General features: G+C 58.0%; 17 protein-coding genes. 5 read left to right on the top strand and 12 right to left on the bottom strand.

Going from position 1 to position 17,174, the window contains the following annotated elements; genetic code table 11:
• Nucleotides 1-22: 22 nt before the first annotated feature.
• Nucleotides 23-559, bottom strand: coding sequence for an SRPBCC family protein (locus AC2TEL_RS05460; RefSeq protein ID WP_480902421.1), 537 nt, complete (start codon nt 557-559; stop codon nt 23-25).
• Between the two features lie 81 nt (nt 560-640).
• Nucleotides 641-1,291, bottom strand: coding sequence for a carbonic anhydrase (locus AC2TEL_RS05455; RefSeq protein WP_480902418.1), 651 nt, complete (start codon nt 1,289-1,291; stop codon nt 641-643).
• 144 nt (nt 1,292-1,435) lie between these two features.
• Between AC2TEL_RS05455 and AC2TEL_RS05450 the strand changes: the two genes are divergently transcribed.
• From AC2TEL_RS05450 to AC2TEL_RS05440, 3 genes are all read left to right on the top strand, one after another.
• Complete coding sequence (locus tag AC2TEL_RS05450; protein WP_480902416.1) at nt 1,436-1,825, top strand: hypothetical protein; 390 nt, start codon at nt 1,436-1,438, stop codon at nt 1,823-1,825.
• 62 nt (nt 1,826-1,887) lie between these two features.
• Nucleotides 1,888-3,270 carry a leucyl aminopeptidase family protein gene (locus tag AC2TEL_RS05445; protein WP_480902414.1) on the top strand — a complete coding sequence of 461 codons (1,383 nt, stop codon included), beginning with the start codon at nt 1,888-1,890 and terminating at the stop codon, nt 3,268-3,270.
• A complete protein-coding gene (locus tag AC2TEL_RS05440; protein WP_480861991.1) occupies nt 3,267-4,004 on the top strand; it encodes a C40 family peptidase in 738 nt (245 codons plus the stop codon). Before AC2TEL_RS05445 ends, AC2TEL_RS05440 begins: the two co-directional genes overlap by 4 nt.
• Here the strand turns inward: AC2TEL_RS05440 and AC2TEL_RS05435 are convergent.
• The 3 genes from AC2TEL_RS05435 to AC2TEL_RS05425 form a co-directional block, all read right to left on the bottom strand.
• A complete protein-coding gene (locus AC2TEL_RS05435) occupies nt 4,001-4,351 on the bottom strand; it encodes a DUF2794 domain-containing protein (protein ID WP_480838752.1) in 351 nt (116 codons plus the stop codon). The genes AC2TEL_RS05440 and AC2TEL_RS05435 overlap by 4 nt on opposite strands.
• Nucleotides 4,352-4,423: 72 nt before the next feature.
• Entirely contained in the window at nt 4,424-6,088 is a 1,665-nt protein-coding gene (locus AC2TEL_RS05430) for an ABC transporter permease (protein ID WP_480861990.1), read from the bottom strand.
• Nucleotides 6,089-6,204: 116 nt separating this feature from the next.
• Nucleotides 6,205-7,425 (bottom strand): phenylacetate--CoA ligase family protein, encoded by a 1,221-nt coding sequence (locus tag AC2TEL_RS05425; RefSeq protein ID WP_480861989.1) that lies wholly within the window; start codon nt 7,423-7,425, stop codon nt 6,205-6,207.
• Nucleotides 7,426-7,535: 110 nt separating this feature from the next.
• On the opposite strand from AC2TEL_RS05425, the gene AC2TEL_RS05420 reads away from it, so the two are divergent.
• Nucleotides 7,536-8,384 carry a hypothetical protein gene (locus AC2TEL_RS05420; protein WP_480902412.1) on the top strand — a complete coding sequence of 283 codons (849 nt, stop codon included), beginning with the start codon at nt 7,536-7,538 and terminating at the stop codon, nt 8,382-8,384.
• Nucleotides 8,385-8,388: 4 nt separating this feature from the next.
• Here the strand turns inward: AC2TEL_RS05420 and AC2TEL_RS05415 are convergent, their stop codons facing one another.
• From AC2TEL_RS05415 to AC2TEL_RS05385, 7 genes are all read right to left on the bottom strand, one after another.
• On the bottom strand, nt 8,389-9,222 hold the full coding sequence (locus AC2TEL_RS05415) for an ABC transporter ATP-binding protein (RefSeq protein WP_480838745.1): 834 nt from the start codon (nt 9,220-9,222) through the stop codon (nt 8,389-8,391).
• Between the two features lie 71 nt (nt 9,223-9,293).
• Complete coding sequence (locus AC2TEL_RS05410) at nt 9,294-10,577, bottom strand: ABC transporter substrate-binding protein (RefSeq protein WP_480838743.1); 1,284 nt, start codon at nt 10,575-10,577, stop codon at nt 9,294-9,296.
• A gap of 74 nt (nt 10,578-10,651) precedes the next feature.
• Entirely contained in the window at nt 10,652-11,728 is a 1,077-nt protein-coding gene (locus AC2TEL_RS05405) for a branched-chain amino acid ABC transporter permease (RefSeq protein ID WP_480838741.1), read from the bottom strand.
• Nucleotides 11,729-11,732: 4 nt separating this feature from the next.
• Entirely contained in the window at nt 11,733-11,990 is a 258-nt protein-coding gene (locus AC2TEL_RS05400) for a hypothetical protein (RefSeq protein ID WP_480838739.1), read from the bottom strand.
• 4 nt (nt 11,991-11,994) lie between these two features.
• Entirely contained in the window at nt 11,995-12,981 is a 987-nt protein-coding gene (locus AC2TEL_RS05395) for a branched-chain amino acid ABC transporter permease (RefSeq protein WP_480838737.1), read from the bottom strand.
• A gap of 29 nt (nt 12,982-13,010) precedes the next feature.
• The gene (locus AC2TEL_RS05390) at nt 13,011-13,829 is read right to left on the bottom strand and encodes an ABC transporter ATP-binding protein (protein ID WP_480838735.1); all 819 of its coding nucleotides are present in this window, start codon (nt 13,827-13,829) and stop codon (nt 13,011-13,013) included.
• Nucleotides 13,830-13,907: 78 nt separating this feature from the next.
• A complete protein-coding gene (locus tag AC2TEL_RS05385; RefSeq protein ID WP_480902410.1) occupies nt 13,908-15,899 on the bottom strand; it encodes an AMP-binding protein in 1,992 nt (663 codons plus the stop codon).
• Between the two features lie 482 nt (nt 15,900-16,381).
• Here AC2TEL_RS05385 and AC2TEL_RS05380 point away from each other — a divergent pair, with 482 nt between their 5' ends.
• Entirely contained in the window at nt 16,382-17,164 is a 783-nt protein-coding gene (locus AC2TEL_RS05380; RefSeq protein WP_480902407.1) for an FkbM family methyltransferase, read from the top strand.
• Nucleotides 17,165-17,174 lie beyond the last annotated feature (10 nt).

Raw genomic sequence — 17,174 nt, 5'->3', positions numbered from 1 at the left:
GAACCGCAACGTGCGATGACGACTAACTTGCGTTCTCGACCAGAGACTTCAGGTTGTCCAATCCCCGCTCATAGTCTCCGCCGACCCAATCATCCATCATCAACCCCATCCAGCGCGACATGGGGTTCAGGCCCAGATCGGATTCGAACCCCCAGGTGACCTTCGTTTCCGATCCCTCTGGTTGCAGAACAAATGACGCCGTCGCCGTACCCATGGGGCCGAAATCAAGCGCTGTTTTCACGATCTGGTTTTCGACGCTTTCGACGATTTCCTGCGACCCCGAACCAACTTGCGGATGCTCCGAGCTCCAATTCAGCGTGTTCCCGACCCCGGCCTCCGGGCCGCTATAGGCCAGTTTGGTTTCCGGATCGCGTGACAGCCAGGGCGACCACTTCTCGGTTTCCTGCATCGAGTTCACGTATGGGAAAACCGCCTCAGCCGGTGCATTGATCGTGATGCTGCGGGATACTTCTGCCTTGCCCGGCAGCAGGTAGGAAATGCCGACCAGCGTCACGATGACAATCAGTAACGCTACGAATATTCGTTTAATCAATCTCATGATACGCTCCGACTCCCGATTGGATGTCGTCAGCTTATCAAAAAATGGCGCGAAATCAGAGCACTGTTCCGCACCACATCATCAGATCGCGGTGAACACCTTATCCTTGGGGTCATAGCATTCCAGACCGCCTTCGCCGATATCGGTCCACAGGCCGTGCAGGCTTAGCGTACCGTCTTTGACCGCCGTCTCGATGAAAGGGAAAGTCATCAGGTTTTCCAACGAAGCCACAACAGCCTGCCGTTCAAACTGCCTTGCCTGTTCCGCGCTGTCTTCCACATCAGCGACCAGTTCGAATTTCGGCTTGAGGATACCCATCCATCGACCGACAAAGCTGTCCTTGGCTTCAAGCTGCGGCGCGTTGCCCTTGCACATGTCTATGCATCCCTGAACGCCGCCGCATTGGGAATGGCCCAGTACGATCAGATGCGCCACTTTCAAAGCGGTGACGGCATATTCGATGGCTGCGCTGGTACCGTGAAGATCACCATCCGGCTGATACGGCGGCACGAGGTTGGCGATGTTGCGATGAATAAAAAAATCGCCCTGATCCGCGCCAAACATCGAAGTCACGTGCACCCTGCTGTCGCAGCACGAAATGACCATTGCCCGCGGTCTCTGACCTTCTGTCGCCAGCCGCTTGTACCAAACCTGATTTTCGGCATAGGTTGTCGCTTTCCACCCGTGATACCGTTTGACCAGATAGGTCGGCAGAGGTTTGGCAAAGTCCATTCTTCAAGTCCCTGTCTTGTCGTTTGATGGATGCTGTAACCCGAATTCGCACAAAATTCGAGACATTATCCTGTTTGCGGGCAAGGATTTGCAAAGAGAATTCGCCTCAGTATCGGCCCACGCCGTGGGGGCGTACTGAATGGGGTGAATGTGGTGGATAAAATAATCACACTGGAACAAAAGGAATCCGTGCGCCTGGATTCGGACCGTCTGAGCGGTCTGTGCGGCCAGTTGGGCGATACCAATGCGATTGACGTGTTGTGCCGAACTGTCGAGGAACTGGCATTGCGACTGTCAAACTGCGAACGCTTCTGGCGGCAGCGCGACTGGGCGGGCCTTCGCAAATGTGCCAAATCCCTGGTGGCAATCTCGGATCAGGTCGGAATGACGGGATTGGCCCGCGTGGCCGATGATGTTGCGCAAACGGTCGATGCGGGGGATGCCGTGGCCACCAGTGCTACGCTCAGTCGACTGATCCGCGTCGGAGAACGGTCTTTGACCGCCGTCTGGGATCAGCAGGATCTTTCGGTTTGACGGGGGTTGCGGGCCGGGTGTGGGCGGATAGTCTGGGCGCAACAGAACCAGCCGAGACGTCCATGACCCTGTCCTTTGCTTCCCCCGCCGATCCGGCCCTTGCCCTTCACGTTGTTGCCCAACCGGATTTGGAGGGCTGGCTGCAAGATCAACCCGGGCAGGTACAGTCCTGGGTCGTGTCCAACGGGTTTTCCGGTGCTCTGGGACAGGTTTTGCTGGTCCCCGGAGCGGACGGTTCGCCGGACTTCGCGCTGGCAGGATATGGCACCGAAGCGAAACGTGCGCGAAAGCGGTTTCCGCTGGCCGCGGCAGCCGAGGCGTTGCCAAAGGGCACCTATCGCATTGCTTCAGGACTACCCGCCGCAGTCGCACAAATGGAATGCCTGGGCTGGCTTCTGACAGGCTACGCGTTTGACCGCTATGCCACGCAAAGCGCTGCCAAAGCGAGGCTGATCCCGCCGGATGGGGTCGATGCGGCACGCATCGAGGTCATGGCCAACGCCGAAACTCTGACCCGCGATCTGGTAAATACACCTGCGTCAGATATGGGGCCCGCTCAGCTACAGGCAGCGTCTGAGGCGCTGGCGCGCGCATTTGAAGCCTCCTGCGATGTTATCAGCGGCGAGGCACTTTTGCAGAAGAATTTCCCCATGATTCACGCCGTTGGCCGGGCGGCGGAACAAACGCCACGCCTGATCGAAATGAACTGGGGCAGCGCCGGGCCAAAGCTGACTCTTGTCGGGAAAGGAGTTTGCTTCGACACAGGCGGATTGGATCTGAAACCGGCTTCGGCCATGGGGCTGATGAAAAAGGATATGGGCGGGGCTGCCAATGTTCTGGGTCTGGCCCGAATGATCATGGCGTTGCGCTTGCCGCTGCAACTGCGGGTGCTGATCCCGGCAGTCGAGAATTCGGTCGCGGGCAACGCATTCCGCCCGGGTGATATCCTGACCGCGCGCAACGGTCTGACGGTTGAAATCAACAACACCGATGCCGAAGGACGCCTGGTTCTGGCAGATGCGTTGGCCTTGGCGCATGAAGGCGATCCGGATCTGGTGGTCTCGATGGCGACGCTGACGGGTGCGGCGCGCGTTGCAGTGGGGGCCGATCTGGCGCCTTACTTTACTGATGACGATCAGGCGGCGGCAGCTCTGGCAAGCGCGGCACGACAGGCTGCCGATCCCGTGTGGCGGATGCCGTTCCACGACCCTTACGAGGCACTGATCGAACCCGGGATCGCTGATCTGGACAATGCGCCTTCGGGCGGTTTTGCCGGATCGATCACCGCCGCGCTGTTCCTGCGTCGCTTTGTTGGCGACAGTCGCTATGTGCATTTCGATATCTATTCCTGGCAACGCAGCAAGGAGCCAGGGCGCAGCAAAGGCGGACTGGGACAAGGCCCACGCGCCCTGCTGACCGCCCTGCCGGAGATTTTGGACCTGTGACCCAGATGCGCGTGATCCAACCTGTCGTCGACCTGTTACGCCACCCGGACGGCGCGCGGGATCGGCAATTGCTGTACGGGGATACGGTGGCCATTGCCGACACATTCGAAGGATACAGCAGGGTCACGGCAGACAAGGATGGATATACCGGATGGGTGGCCTCGGACCAGCTGGGACAGATTGAGCCGCAGACTCATTGGATCGTGGCCGCCGCAACACATGCCTACGCGCATGCCGATATGAAAAGTGCGGATCAAACCTCGCTGAGTTTTGGCAGCAAAATACGCGCATTGTCGGAGAAGGGCGGATTTCTGGAAACTTCCCTTGGGTTCATACCTGCCGTTCATGCGGTGCCTGCCTATTCCCGCCTGACCGATCCGGTCGCAGCCGCCGAGCTGTTTTTGGGCACGCCTTACCTATGGGGTGGCAACAGCCGGTTCGGGCTGGACTGTTCCGGGTTGGTGCAAACCTGCTTGCTGGCTTGCGGCATTCCCTGCCCGGGCGACAGCGGAGATCAGGAGCGAATGTTAGGTAAGCCGGTTCCAGAAGGGGCCCAAGTAAAACGTGGTGACCTGATATTCTGGAAAGGGCACGTCGCCTGGGTTGCGGCGGATAATCTGCTGTTGCACGCCAATGCCTACCATATGGCCGTGGCGCTGGAGCCAATGGATCAGGCCATCACCCGAATCGCCGATCAGGGCGGTGGACCGGTTACCGCCCGAAAAAGGCTCTAATCCGGGTCAACCGATCGAATAAGCTTGCGTTCCAGCACGCGAAGAACCGCACGCAGATCGTGCCCGCGTTTCAGGATGCGCCCATCCATGCCAACCACCGAATACATGCCCTGCCTCACACGCAGGCGCGGATGCTTTTCCACACGATAGATCGGGTGTTCCGCAGACCTTCGGAAAATTGAAAACACGGCTGTCTCTCGCAGGTTGGAAATACCGTAGTCTCGCCATTCTCCGGCGGCGACCATCCGGCCATAGACGGACAGGATCTGAGACATCTCTCGCCGGTCAAAGGCCACCGGCATCTGCGCCGATTGTGAGGGAAACCGGCTGGGAGGCTGCATGTTCATAAGACCAGCCTTGCCGGAAATCGCATGTGAATCAAGCCCGAAGCAAACCGGTGTGGCACTTTTGAAGCACCTTTATCGGCGTCCAACCTGCCGGCAGATCAGAATAACCGGCAGCAAACCCACGGCCAGAATGACCAGCGAGGGGACTGCCGCGCCCTCAAGCCGTTCGTCCGAGGCCAACCGGAACGCCTGCACAGCCAGCGTGTCGAAATTGAAGGGCCGCATGATCAGGGTCGCGGGCAATTCCTTCATGACATCGACAAATACGATCAGCAGCGCGGTCAGCAGGGATGGTGTCAAAATCGGCAAATGCACCCGGCGCAAAGTTCCCAACGGCGTCTGACCCAGGGACCGGGCTGCGGCATCCATATTGGCATGCACTGTGCTTTGCCCGCCTTCATATGCGCTCAGTGCGGCGGCCAGAAACCGGACCATATAGGCTGCAACCAGCAGCCAGATCGAACCGGTGACCAGCAGGCCGGTCGAGATGTCGAAATTATCCCGCATCCAGGCGTCCAGAGCATTGTCGAAGCCGGCAAACGGCACGATCAACCCCACTGCTATCACGCCGCCCGGTACGGCATATCCCAACCTGGCCAGATAAGCGGCAGTGGCAGAGACGCGCCCGGGTCTGAGGCGCTGATAGAAACCAACGGAAATGGCGGCGCAGACCGTCAACACGGCCGCTGTTCCGGCCAAAGTCAGCGAGTTTTGGATAAAACCGACATAGCGGCGCGACAGCAGGTTTTGCTCTGATTCCAGCCCCATCTGAACAAGGATCACCACTGGCAGCAGAAATCCGAACAGAACCGGAATTGCGCATAGCAGGAACGCGGCAAGGGATTGCCAGCCCTTCAGCTTGGCAGCGGGCATAACGGTATGCCGTTTCCCGGCCTGATAGTATTTTGCCTTACCGCGCTGCGTGCGCTCACTCACGGCCATGACAAGGGCAAATGCCAGCAGGCACAGCGCAAGCTGTGCGGCGGCTGCCCTGTCGGCCATGGAAAACCAGCTAGTGTAGATCCCGGTGGCAAACGTCTGCACGCCAAAATAGGCGACGGTGCCAAAATCGGCGATCGTCTCCATCACCGCCAACAGTACACCGCCCGCAATTGCAGGCCGCGCCATTGGCAGCGAGACGCGCCAAAAGGCCGACCAAGGGCCGTTACCCAGCGCGCGCGCGGCCAAAAAGGCCGTAGCGCTTTGTTGCAGGAACGCGGCGCGGGCCAGAAGATAGACGTAAGGATACAGAACAAGGACAAGCATCAATGCAGCGCCCTCGGTCGAGCGGATCTCGGGGAACCAGTAATCGCGCGGACCCCATCCGGTCACATCCCGCAGCGTTGATTGCACGATACCGGGATGATCCAGAATGAACGTATAGGCATAGGCCAGAACGTAGGCCGGAAAGGCCAGGGGCAGCACAAGAGCGATTTCCAGCACCCGAACACCGGGAAAACGGGTCATCGTGACCAGCCAGGCGGCCCCTACACCGATTGAGAATGTGCCGATCGACACCAGGATGACAAGGATGGCTGTTGTCACCATGTATCCGGGTAGAACAGTCTCTAACAAGTGGGATATTGTATCCGTCCCACCGGTTACCGCCGCCAAGATCACGGCCACCATCGGCAACAGACAAGCCGCCGCGACGGCATAGGCGATCCCGCCGACCAGCCGGGTGCCCAGCACGCCACGATTGCGCGTTCCGTGTTCTGAGTATTCGATTTCGGCCATGGCTTGTGACTGACAATCCCGAAGGTTCTGCCTTTAATCGACCAAATTGCTCGGAAACACCAGTGCGGAGGCTTACAAATCTGCGGCACAAACTGCCGCAGACGCCAATCGGCACGTTATTCGTAGACGCGCTGGTCCTCGATCACCAACCCGTCTTTGGGCAGGGATCCCGGGGCTACCACCTCAATAGCGCCCTTCAGCTTCAGAACTTCGACCACTGATTTAGCATATGCATCGCCATTGCTGCAGGGGCTTTCGATCTGAACGGTCATTGTATCCATCTCACCCTGTCGTGCGGCGATGACCCGGGCCTTGACGATCTCGTCATGTTTTTCGACCAGCGCGGCCACCTGTTCGGGGCGGACGAACATGCCCTTGATCTTGGTGGTTTGGTCTGCGCGCCCCATCCAGCCCTTGATTCGCATATTGGTACGACCACAGGGTGATACGCCGGGCATGATCGCAGACAGGTCGCCGGTGGCAAACCGGATCAGCGGATAATCGGGATTGAGGGTGGTTACCACGACCTCGCCCACCTCGCCCGGCGCCACCGGGGTGCCAGTACCGGGCGTGACAATTTCGACGATTACATGCTCGTCGATGATCATCCCCTCCATCGCCGGGCTTTCGTAGGCGATATTGCCCAGATCCGCGGTGGCGTAACATTGCAGACATGCGATTCCACGATCGGCATAATCCTGACGCAGGCTGGGGAACAACGCTCCGCCGCCGACAACCGCCTTCGAGAAGTTCAGCGCGACGCCCATCTCCTCGGCCTTGTCCAGAATGACCTTCAGATAATCGGGTGTCCCGGCATAGGCCGTGCACCCAACGTCGCGTGCGGCGGTAACCTGCAATTCCGTCTGGCCGGTTCCGGCTGGCAAAACGGCAGCGCCGACAGCACGCGCGCCATTCTCAAAGATCATTCCAGCCGGTGTCAGATGGTAGCCAAAGCAGTTATGGACAATATCACCGGGTCCGACCCCTGCTGCATGAATGAACCGACCCATGCGCCACCAGTCGTGATCGGTGCCGCCGGGTTCGTATATCGGTCCTGGCGATTGGAACACATGATGGAAATGTCGTGCTGGTTTTACCGTAAAACCGCCGAAAGGGGGTCGTGATGCCTGAGCCCGGGTCAGGTCGGATTTGCGCAGCACGGGCAGCATTGGCAGGTCGGCAATCGAGGCGACCGTATCCGTATCGACGCCAGTCAGATGTGCGACAAACCCGGGCGCGGATTTTGCCCGCTCGATCTGGATACGCAGCGCCTTGGCCTGGTCGGCAGCACGCTGGTCGGCCGAGCGCGTTTCAAGCGCATCAAAATGCTGAGTCATGGAACGGTCCTCCATGCGCCGCGCAAGGCGCGACAGCTTGACTGATTGAGATTGGACTCACAAACGGGCACAAGTCTGCATGCAATTGCATACCGAACGATGCTGCTGTCATGAGAAAGGATGCAACCGTGGCCGAATTCGAAACCGCTGAACTGGATCGCAGGATCACGTTTCACGATGAAATCCAGACGATGGAAGCCGATTTTTCCGGGTTTCATTTCGACGATACCGAAACGGTCAACCGGTTCTACGACAGGCTTGAGGAACGCATCGCGCAAACCGGTGAAGAAAAATGGTTTTTCCTTGTGAACCTGAACGGTACGCGCATCGACCCCGAGGCGTGGGTGGCCTATTCCCGGCGGGGCAAGGCGCTCAACCTGTCTCATTCGATGGGATCGGTTCGCTTTGACGCTTCTGACGAGACCAAGGCCCAGATCAAGCGCGCGGCCAACACCGAATCGTTCGACCCGAATCTGTTCGCCACCCGCGACGAAGCGCTGAAACGAATCGCCCAGTTGCCCAGCAAACGCCGCAAGCGCGTGCAGTACGATCCGAACTATGTTCTGGCCGACTTTGTGCGCCGCATCCGCTTTGACGACGAAACCAAGGTCATGGAGGCGGATTTTTCGCATTTCGTGTTTTATAACTCGCGCGATGTGAATGAATTTTACGACCATATCGAAGAGCGGATCGAGGCAACCGGTCGCAAATGGTACTTTCTGGTCAACCTCAACAGCTGCCAGATTCTGCCAGCTGCCTGGGTGCAATACGCCGCGCGCGGCAAAAGGCTGAACAAGACGCATTCGCTGGGCTCGGTCCGTTACGCCGCCGGGTCTGAAACCGAAGCGGACATCCGCATGCGGGCCGAAACGCAGGGGTTTCGCCCCAATATCCGCAACACGCGCGAAGAGGCGCTGGAGCGGATCGCCGAGATGAAAGCGGAAACCGAGCACGTCTGAGACCTCACAGCCACCTCTTGCGGCGGCGATAAGAGCGCACGTCGCGGAAACTTTTGCGGCCTTCTTCCGACATACCAAGGTAGAATTCCTTGACGTCCGGATTCTCGCGCAGATCGGCGGCGGGGCCGTCCATCACCACCCGGCCCGATTCAAGGATGTAGCCGTAATGCGCAAACCTTAGAGCCACATTCGTATTTTGCTCGGCCAACAGGAACGACACGCCTTCCTGTTCGTTCAGGTCCTTCACGATGCCGAAAATCTCTTCCACCAGTTGCGGTGCCAGACCCATCGAAGGTTCGTCCAGCAAGATCGTTTCGGGCCGCGACATCAATGCGCGCCCCATTGCCACCATCTGCTGTTCACCGCCCGAGGTATAACCGGCCTGAGAACGGCGGCGTTCTTTCAGGCGGGGGAAATAATTGTAAACCAGTTCAAGATCCTGCTGGATCGCACCCTTGCCGTCCTTGCGGGTATAAGCGCCGGTCAGAAGGTTTTCCTCGACCGTCAGATGTTCGAAGCAATGGCGGCCTTCCATCACCTGGATGACGCCCTTTTCAACCAGATCGGCCGGATCGCGTTCATGCACGCTTTCGCCCCGGTACTTTATCGAGCCCTTGGTAACCTCTCCGCGTTCCGAATGAAGCAGGTTCGACACCGCCTTGAGCGTGGTCGTCTTGCCAGCGCCATTGCCGCCCAGCAACGCAGTGATCCCGCCTTTGGGCACGGTCAGGCTGACGCCTTTCAGCACGAGGATAACGTGATTGTAAATCACTTCGATATTATTGACCTCAAGCAGGGTTTCCGCCTGAACTTCAGTGGTTTGAGCCGCATCCAGCATCTGCGCGTGTCCTCGTGCGAGTGTGGGGTTCGGGACGGCGTCGGACCGCCGCCCCGGTGTGTCAAAGCGCCTTAGTTACAGCGCGGATCGATATTGTTTTCCGACGCGTAGGCGGTCGAGTCAGCTTCGATCAGCGGTCCGATCACATCGCCATCGGTGGGTTTGAATTCGGAAATCAGGCTCCAGGTCTTGCTTGCCGCATCCCACTGGGTCACACCCACCAGGGCGTCACCGCCATGGTTACCGCAGGAAACCGAGAAGGTCGGACCAAAGTTCGGAAGGCCCAGCGAGGCCATCTTTTCTTCTGTCATTTCAAGTGCTTCCATACCGTCGCGCATCATCGCGGGGGTGATATCGGCTGTGCCGTGGATTTCCTGTGCTGTCTTGATGGCTTCGGCTGCCAGAACCGCCGCATAGAGACCACGGTTGTACAGAACAGTACCAACCTGATCGCCTGCACCGGCGGCCTTACCTGCATCAACAACATACTTCTGAATGTCGTCGAAAACCGGGAAATCCGTGCCCACATTGTGGAAGGTCAGCGCCTTGTAACCGTTGGCAGCTTCGCCGGCGGGCATCACGTCATGCTCAGCGCCGGACCACCAGATCCCAATGAAGTTCTCCATCGGGAAGCGGATGTTGGCGGCCTCTTGCACCGCGACCTGGTTCATCACGCCCCAGCCCCACATCAGGACATAATCCGGGCGATCACGACGGATCTGCAGCCACTGCGACTTCTGCTCCTGTCCCGGGTGATCAACCGGCAGGGCGACCAGTTCGAAGCCGTGTTTCTTGGACAGTTCCTCCAGCGTGCGGATCGGTTCCTTACCATAGGCCGAGTTGTGATAGACCAGCGCGATTTTCTTGCCGCTCAGATCGCCGCCGTTTTCCTCAAGCAGATAGTTGATCGCACCCGAGGCACCATCCCAGTAGTTGGCTGGGTAGTTGAACGTATGGCTGAACACGTTGCCGTTTTTGGCCGAGGTCCGGCCATATCCCATCGTGTGCATGGGAATGTCGTCCGCGGTGGTTTTGGGAATCAGCTGATACGTGATGCCGGTTGACAGTGGCTGATAGACCAATGCGCCTTCGCCCTTGGTCGATTCATAGCATTCAACACCTTTCTCGGTGTTATAGCCGGTTTCGCATTCGACCATCCGGACAGGAACGCCACCGATACCACCGTCGCGCTCGTTCAGCAGTGTGAAATAGTCGTTATAGCCGTCCGAGAACGGGATTCCGCCAGCAGCATATGGCCCGGTACGATAGCTGAGATCGGGGATCACCAGATCCGCCAGTGCCGGTCCTGCGGCCATCAGGGCTCCCAGCGCCAGGGTTGCGATTTTCTTGTTCATCGGGTGTCTCCTCCCTTGATTGATCCGATGGTGAATTCGGGCTTTGCACCCGTCTTTTTGATTGGGCCTGCCCCTTAGTGCGGGAACGGCCAGAGTCTGAGTTTCTCCTTTGCCACGCGCCAAAGCTGCGCAAGGCCATGTGGTTCGAGGATCAGGAACATAATGATCAGCGCGCCCACGATCACCAACTGCAGATGCGCCACGATATCCGTGGGCCAGTCCAGCACATCAACGCCGACGACTTTCAGAACAACGGGCAGTAGGACAAGAAAAGCAGCACCGGCAAAGGAGCCAAAAATCGAGCCTAATCCGCCGATAATGACCATGAACAGCACCAGGAACGATTTTTGGATACCGAACACCTCGCCCACTTCCACGGCGCCCAGATAGACGGCAAAGAACAGCGCGCCGGCGATGCCGACAAAGAACGAGCTGACGGCAAACGCGGTCAGTTTCGCCTTGAGCGGGTTAACTCCTATGATCTCGGCTGCGATATCCATGTCACGGATCGCCATCCATGTTCGTCCGGTAGTGCCGCGCGTCAGGTTGCGCGCGATCAGCGCGCAAACCGTCAGGAAGATCAGGCAGAACAGGTAGGTCGCCCAGGCCGGCGCGTTCGGTCCGGTGATGATGATACCGAACACATCCCGCTCGGGCGCGTTGATCTGGCCCGAGGCCGAGTAGTTGTAGAACCACGGCACCCGGTTGAAGAGCCAGACCAGAAAGAACTGCGCCGCCAGTGTCGCCACCGCCAGATAAAAGCCTTTGATCCGAAGGGACGGCAGGCCGAACAGGACGCCGACAATAGCCGTAATCCCACCGGCCAGGATCACATGGATGAACATGCTGACATCGGGAAAGGCGGTCATCAGCTTGTAGCAGGCGTAGGCCCCTACGGCCATGAAGCCGCCGGTTCCCAAAGATACCTGACCGCAATAGCCGACCAGAATGTTCAGCCCGATTGCAGCAATTGCATAGATCAGGAACGGCAACAGCAGTGCGTTAGCCCAGTAGTCGTTGATGATGAACGGGATGATCCCGAACGCCACCAACAGAACGGCATAGTATCGATACCGGTCGAACTTGATCGGGAAAGTCTGGCTGTCATCCACGTAAGAGACTTTGAAATCTCCGGCCTCACGATAGAACATCGTCTTACCTTCCCCATTCTTCCTGTGCCCGGTTGCGGGTCGCCGCATCCAGTTGTTTCGACGATTTGGCGTAACCGCTTTGCTCGGTTACGCGCACCAGTTTCATGTAGGCCACAACCCCCGTCACCAGCCCGGCAAATGCCAGGATCGCAGCGATCGTCAATTGGCCTTTGGTCAAACCTTCGGCCGTCAGCGCGAGATAGCCAAAAGCCCAGAACCCGGCCCACGCGATCACGTTGATGATGGCGATCAGCTTGGTCATCGGGCTACACCCTCTCGATGATCTTCTCACCGAACAGGCCCTGCGGCCGGAACACGAGGAAGATCAGCGCCAGCACATAGGCGAACCAGTTTTCGGTCGCGCCGCCGACCAGTGGACCGATGGCAAACTCGAACAGTTTCTCACCGACGCCGATGATCAACCCGCCTACGATGGCGCCCGGGATCGAGGTGAACCCTCCCAGCATCAGCACCGGCAGAGCCTTGAGCGCGATCAGCGACAGCGAGAACTGCACACCCGACTTGGTGCCCCACATGATGCCGGCGACCAGCGCCACGAAGCCTGCAACCGACCAGACCATGATCCAGATGAAGTTCAGCGAGATACCAACAGACAGCGCGGCCTGATGGTCATCCGCCACGGCCCGCATGGCGCGACCTTGCTTGGTGTACTGGCTGAACGCGACCAGAGCCGCCACCAACAGCGCCGCGATAATTGTCGCCACGATATCAAGGTTGTCGATAAAGAAGCCGTAGTCGAAGATCTTGAACGTCGCCTCATCAATCCACAGGTTGATGCCCTGCGGCAGGCCCACGTCCAATGTCTTGATCTCGGACCCCCACATCAGGTCCGCCACGCCTTCAAGGAAATAGGCCAGACCGATGGTGGCCATGAACAGGATGATCGGCTCCTGCCCCACCAGATGCCGCATAACAAAGCGCTGCACCGCCCAGGCCAGCAAGACCATAACTCCCATCGTCAGAATGATCGCCAGCAGGGCGGGGACATTCCAACCGAAATAGTGCACATGAGTTCCGAAAGTCGCGTTTATCAGATGTGCAAACGGCACCTGCCCGTTCATGATCCCGACCAGCGTCATCGCCGCGAACAGCGCCATAACCCCTTGCGCGTAGTTGAAAATACCAGACGCCTTGTAGATCAGCACAAAGCCCAGCGCGACCAGCGCATAAAGCACCCCGGCCATCAGACCGTTGAGGATGACCTCCATCGCAAATACGAGTTGTTCCGGCATGTCAGCCCCTCCCCAGTTCGACCAAAGGCTCAGTCATGGCTGACCCCCAGATAGGCATCGATCACTTCCTGATTGCTGCGCACCTCGTCCGGAGTGCCGTCACCGATCTTCTTGCCGTAATCCATCACGACCACCCGGTCGCTCAGATCCATCACCACGCCCATATCGTGCTCGATCAGCGCGATGGTGGTTCCGAATTCGTCATTCACGTCGAGGATAAAGCGGCTCATGTCCTCTTTCTCTTCGACATTCATACCCGCCATTGGTTCATCCAGCAGCAGCAGCTTGGGTTCCGCCGCCAGTGCGCGGGCCAATTCGACCCGCTTCTTCAACCCGTAAGGCAGACGAGACACAGGTGTCTTGCGGATGTGCTGAATTTCAAGGAAATCGATGATCTTTTCCACGGCCTCGCGGTTTTCAACCTCTTCAGCTTCGGCCTTGCCCTTCCAAATCGCCTGCTGCAGGATGTTGGTTTTCATGAAACTCAACCGCCCGGTCATGACGTTGTCGAGCACACTCATCCCCTCGAACAGCGCGATATTCTGGAACGTCCGGGCTATTCCCTGCTGCGCCACCTCAAAGGGACGCATCGGCGGGCGCTTGGCGCCATGGAACCAGACCTCGCCCTCCTGCGGGACATAGAAGCCCGAGATCACGTTCAGCATCGAGGATTTGCCTGCCCCGTTCGGGCCAATGATCGCGCGTATCTCACCTTCGCGAATATCGAACGAGATATCCTTGATAGCCACCACACCGCCAAAGCGCAGGGTGATGTTCTTCATCTCCATCACCACGCCGCCGATCTTGCGACCGTCTTCGGTGACATATCCTTCGGAACTATCCAGCATCAGTCACTCCCTGACTTGCGCAAATACGGGACGGCGGGCGGGGCGATGACCGCAGGTCGAGCGGCGCACGACCGGCCCTCATTCCGCTGCCACCTTGTGCTGCGCGACCGGCACAACCGGAGCATCCACAATCTCAAGCGTCGCCGAAATCGAACCCTTGCGACCATCCTCGTAGGTCACTTCGGTCGTGGTCGAAACGGTTTTGGACCCGTCATAAAGCGCTGCGATGATGTCGTGGAACTTCTCCTCGACAAACCCGCGTCGCACCTTGCGTGTCCGGGTCATCTCACCGTCATCGGCATCCAGTTCCTTGTGCAGAACGATAAAGCGGTGCACCTGGCAGCCTGACAGCATCTCATCTGCGGCCACCGACTTGTTCACCTCTTCCACATGACCACGAATCGTCTCTAACACACGCGGATGACCCGCCAGTTCCTGATAAGACGCATAGGCCACATTGTTGCGTTCCGCCCAATTTCCCACCGCGGTCAGGTCGATATTGATGAAGGCCACGCAGCGGTCCTTGCCGTTGCCGAACAGCACGACCTCAAGAATATCGGGATAGAATTTCAGCTTGTTCTCGACATATTTCGGCGCAAACATCGACCCGTCGGCCATCTTGCCCACATCCTTGGCGCGGTCGATGATCCGCAGATGGCCCGAGCTTTCCTCGATGAATCCGGCGTCCCCCGTGGCCACCCAACCCTCGGCGTCCTTGGTCGAGGCGGTCGAGTCAGGGTTGTTGTAATACTCGACGAACACGCCAGGCGAGCGGTAGTGAATCTCGCCTTTGTCGTCAATTTTCAGCTCAACATCCGGGGCAGGCACGCCGACGGTATCGGCGCGCACCTCGCCATCCGGCTGCACGGTGATGAAAACGGTTGCTTCGGTCTGACCATAGAGTTGCTTCAGGTTGATACCCAAAGAGCGATAAAAATCGAAAATTTCCGGTCCGATGGCCTCGCCTGCCGTATAGCCAACGCGGAACCGGCCATAACCCAGCGTGTCCTTTAGCGGCCCGTAGACCAGCAGATTACCCAGCGCGTATTTCAGACGATCACCCAAACCAACGGGCTTGCCGTCCAGCAGCAGGCCGCCGACTTTTTTGGCGTGCGCCATGAAGTGATGGAACATGCGCTGCTTCAGTTTGCCTGCATCCTCCATCCGGATCATCACATTGGTCAGCTGCGTCTCGAACACGCGCGGGGGGGCAAAGAAATAGGTCGGCCCGATCTCGCGCAGGTCGGTCATCATCGTGTCGGCGCTTTCGGGGCAGTTCACGCAGAAGCCGCACCAATAGGCCTGACCGATGGAAAATATGAAATCGCCCACCCAGGCCATCGGCAGATAGGACAGGATGTCCTCATTCCGGGTCAGATGGTCGAATTCTGCCGAGTTCTTGGCGCTTTCGATGACATTCCGGTTCGAAAGCACCACGCCCTTGGGCTTTCCCGTGGTGCCCGATGTGTAGAGCATCACGCAAGTGTCGTCATAAGTGATATCCGCGATACGACGATCCAGCTCGGCATCAAAGCGGGCGTGGCCGGCGCTGCCCTCGGCCATCAGGTCTGCCAACGCGTTCATCTGTGAATGGTCGTATTTCCGCATCCCCCGCTTGTCGGTGTAGAGGATGTGTTTGACCTGATGCAGGTTCTCCTGAATCTCGATGACCTTGTCGACCTGTTCCTGATCGCCGCAGACCACGTATTTCGCGCCGCAGTGCTCCAGAACGTAGGCCATCTCTTCGGCGACCGAATCCTGATAGAGCGGGACAGGAACCGCGCCTACCATCTGCGCCGCCACCATCGACCAGTAATGTGCCGGACGGTTACGCCCGATCACCGCGATGTGATCGCCCTTCTCAACACCAAGCTCCAGAAAACCCAGCGCGATGGCGCGGATTTCCCTGGCCGCCTCGGCCCAGGTCCAGCATTGCCAGATGCCGAATTCCTTTTCCCGATACGCCGGAGCATCCCCGAACTGTGCGACATTGCGGTGTAGCAGCGCCGGAAGGGAATGTAACCCTTCGGCGCCCGACTGCGTCTGAGCCAATCTTTCTCTCCTCCCCATCCGACCCCTCCTTCGGGTCGGAAATGGCGGGTCCGGGATGGTACCCGGACGCCCATGCCCCGATTAGGGGCAGGACAACGATCAGCGTCAACTTTTTCCTGATGTTTTCTAAATTCTTACGAATTGTAACAGGGGTGGAGGAGTGGTCTTGCGACTTGCACAATATGTTTGTGCCGCGAATTGGGACGGTTCAGTTGTGCATCAGACCGCACTGCCCTTGACTTCACTGATCCATCGCGGAGTTATGGAAATGTAAAGACTGGCGATAATACGAAGCATTGAGGGTGGCAGCATTTGAGCCCCGAACGGACGCTAGGATGTCCTCCTGTAGCCTTGGTACAGGCTTGAGAACGAGCACAACTCGGAGTACGGCTTTGTTCAGTGATTGGTTCGTTCGAAGCTAGCTGCAAAACTGCGTTCTTTTCTATGTCAGCCGATTGAGTGCATGTTTTTGATGCGCTTTTTTGCGAGGAAACTGGAATATGAATGACGACATCGTAGATACGGTGAAACTTGCAAGACCCTGGAAAGCCCAACCTGCACTACGCTCGTTTTTTTTGTCAGCGGTGGATCAATCAGCAGGCGAAACAGTGCGCTTCGCGCAAGTCGGGGCGAATGATGGCAAACTCGCTGATCCAATTCGTCACTTCATCGAACTAGGGCATTGGCAGGGCATAATGGTTGAGCCTCATCCGTCATACTTCGCGGAGCTGGAGGCGCTGCATGGTAGCCGGAAGAACATCCGTCTAATCAATTGCGCCGTTGCAGAAAGTCCTGGGGCTATGTTGTTGCATCATCTTGCGGAGGAAGAACGAACAAACTTCCCCCCTTGGGCCAGGGGGTGTGCATCCCTAAAGAAAGAACGTTTGGAACATGTCCTGTCCGGAAGACGTCGCGATAACAAACCGTTCGACTCGCATCGAGACATATCCTCGGTCTCGGTGGAAGTGAGACGCCTTGATGATATTCTCAAGGAAGAAGGTTTTGGCTCACTGGACATTCTTGTGGCCGACGTGGAGGGTTTTGAGATGCAAGTACTGAATTCCGTAGACATTTCTGCCTTGAACCTTCGCGCTGCGATGGTCGAGTGCAACGGCCTCGACAGAAAGGCGGAAGGTGCTTTGGCCGCACGATTGAGAGAAGCTGAATTGGTCACGTTTCGCCTTCGTGACGACCTATGTGCAATACACCCGGAGCGCTGTAACATTGGACTTTCACAAGTATTTTCATTTCTCGGGATTTCCCCAATTCGCTTGTCAGACTAGCAGGTAATGC

It is taken from the genome of Ruegeria sp. HKCCD9138, assembly GCF_057220975.1.
Note: the sequence above shows the minus strand (reverse complement) of the source record. Positions and strands in the feature narration are given on the sequence as shown.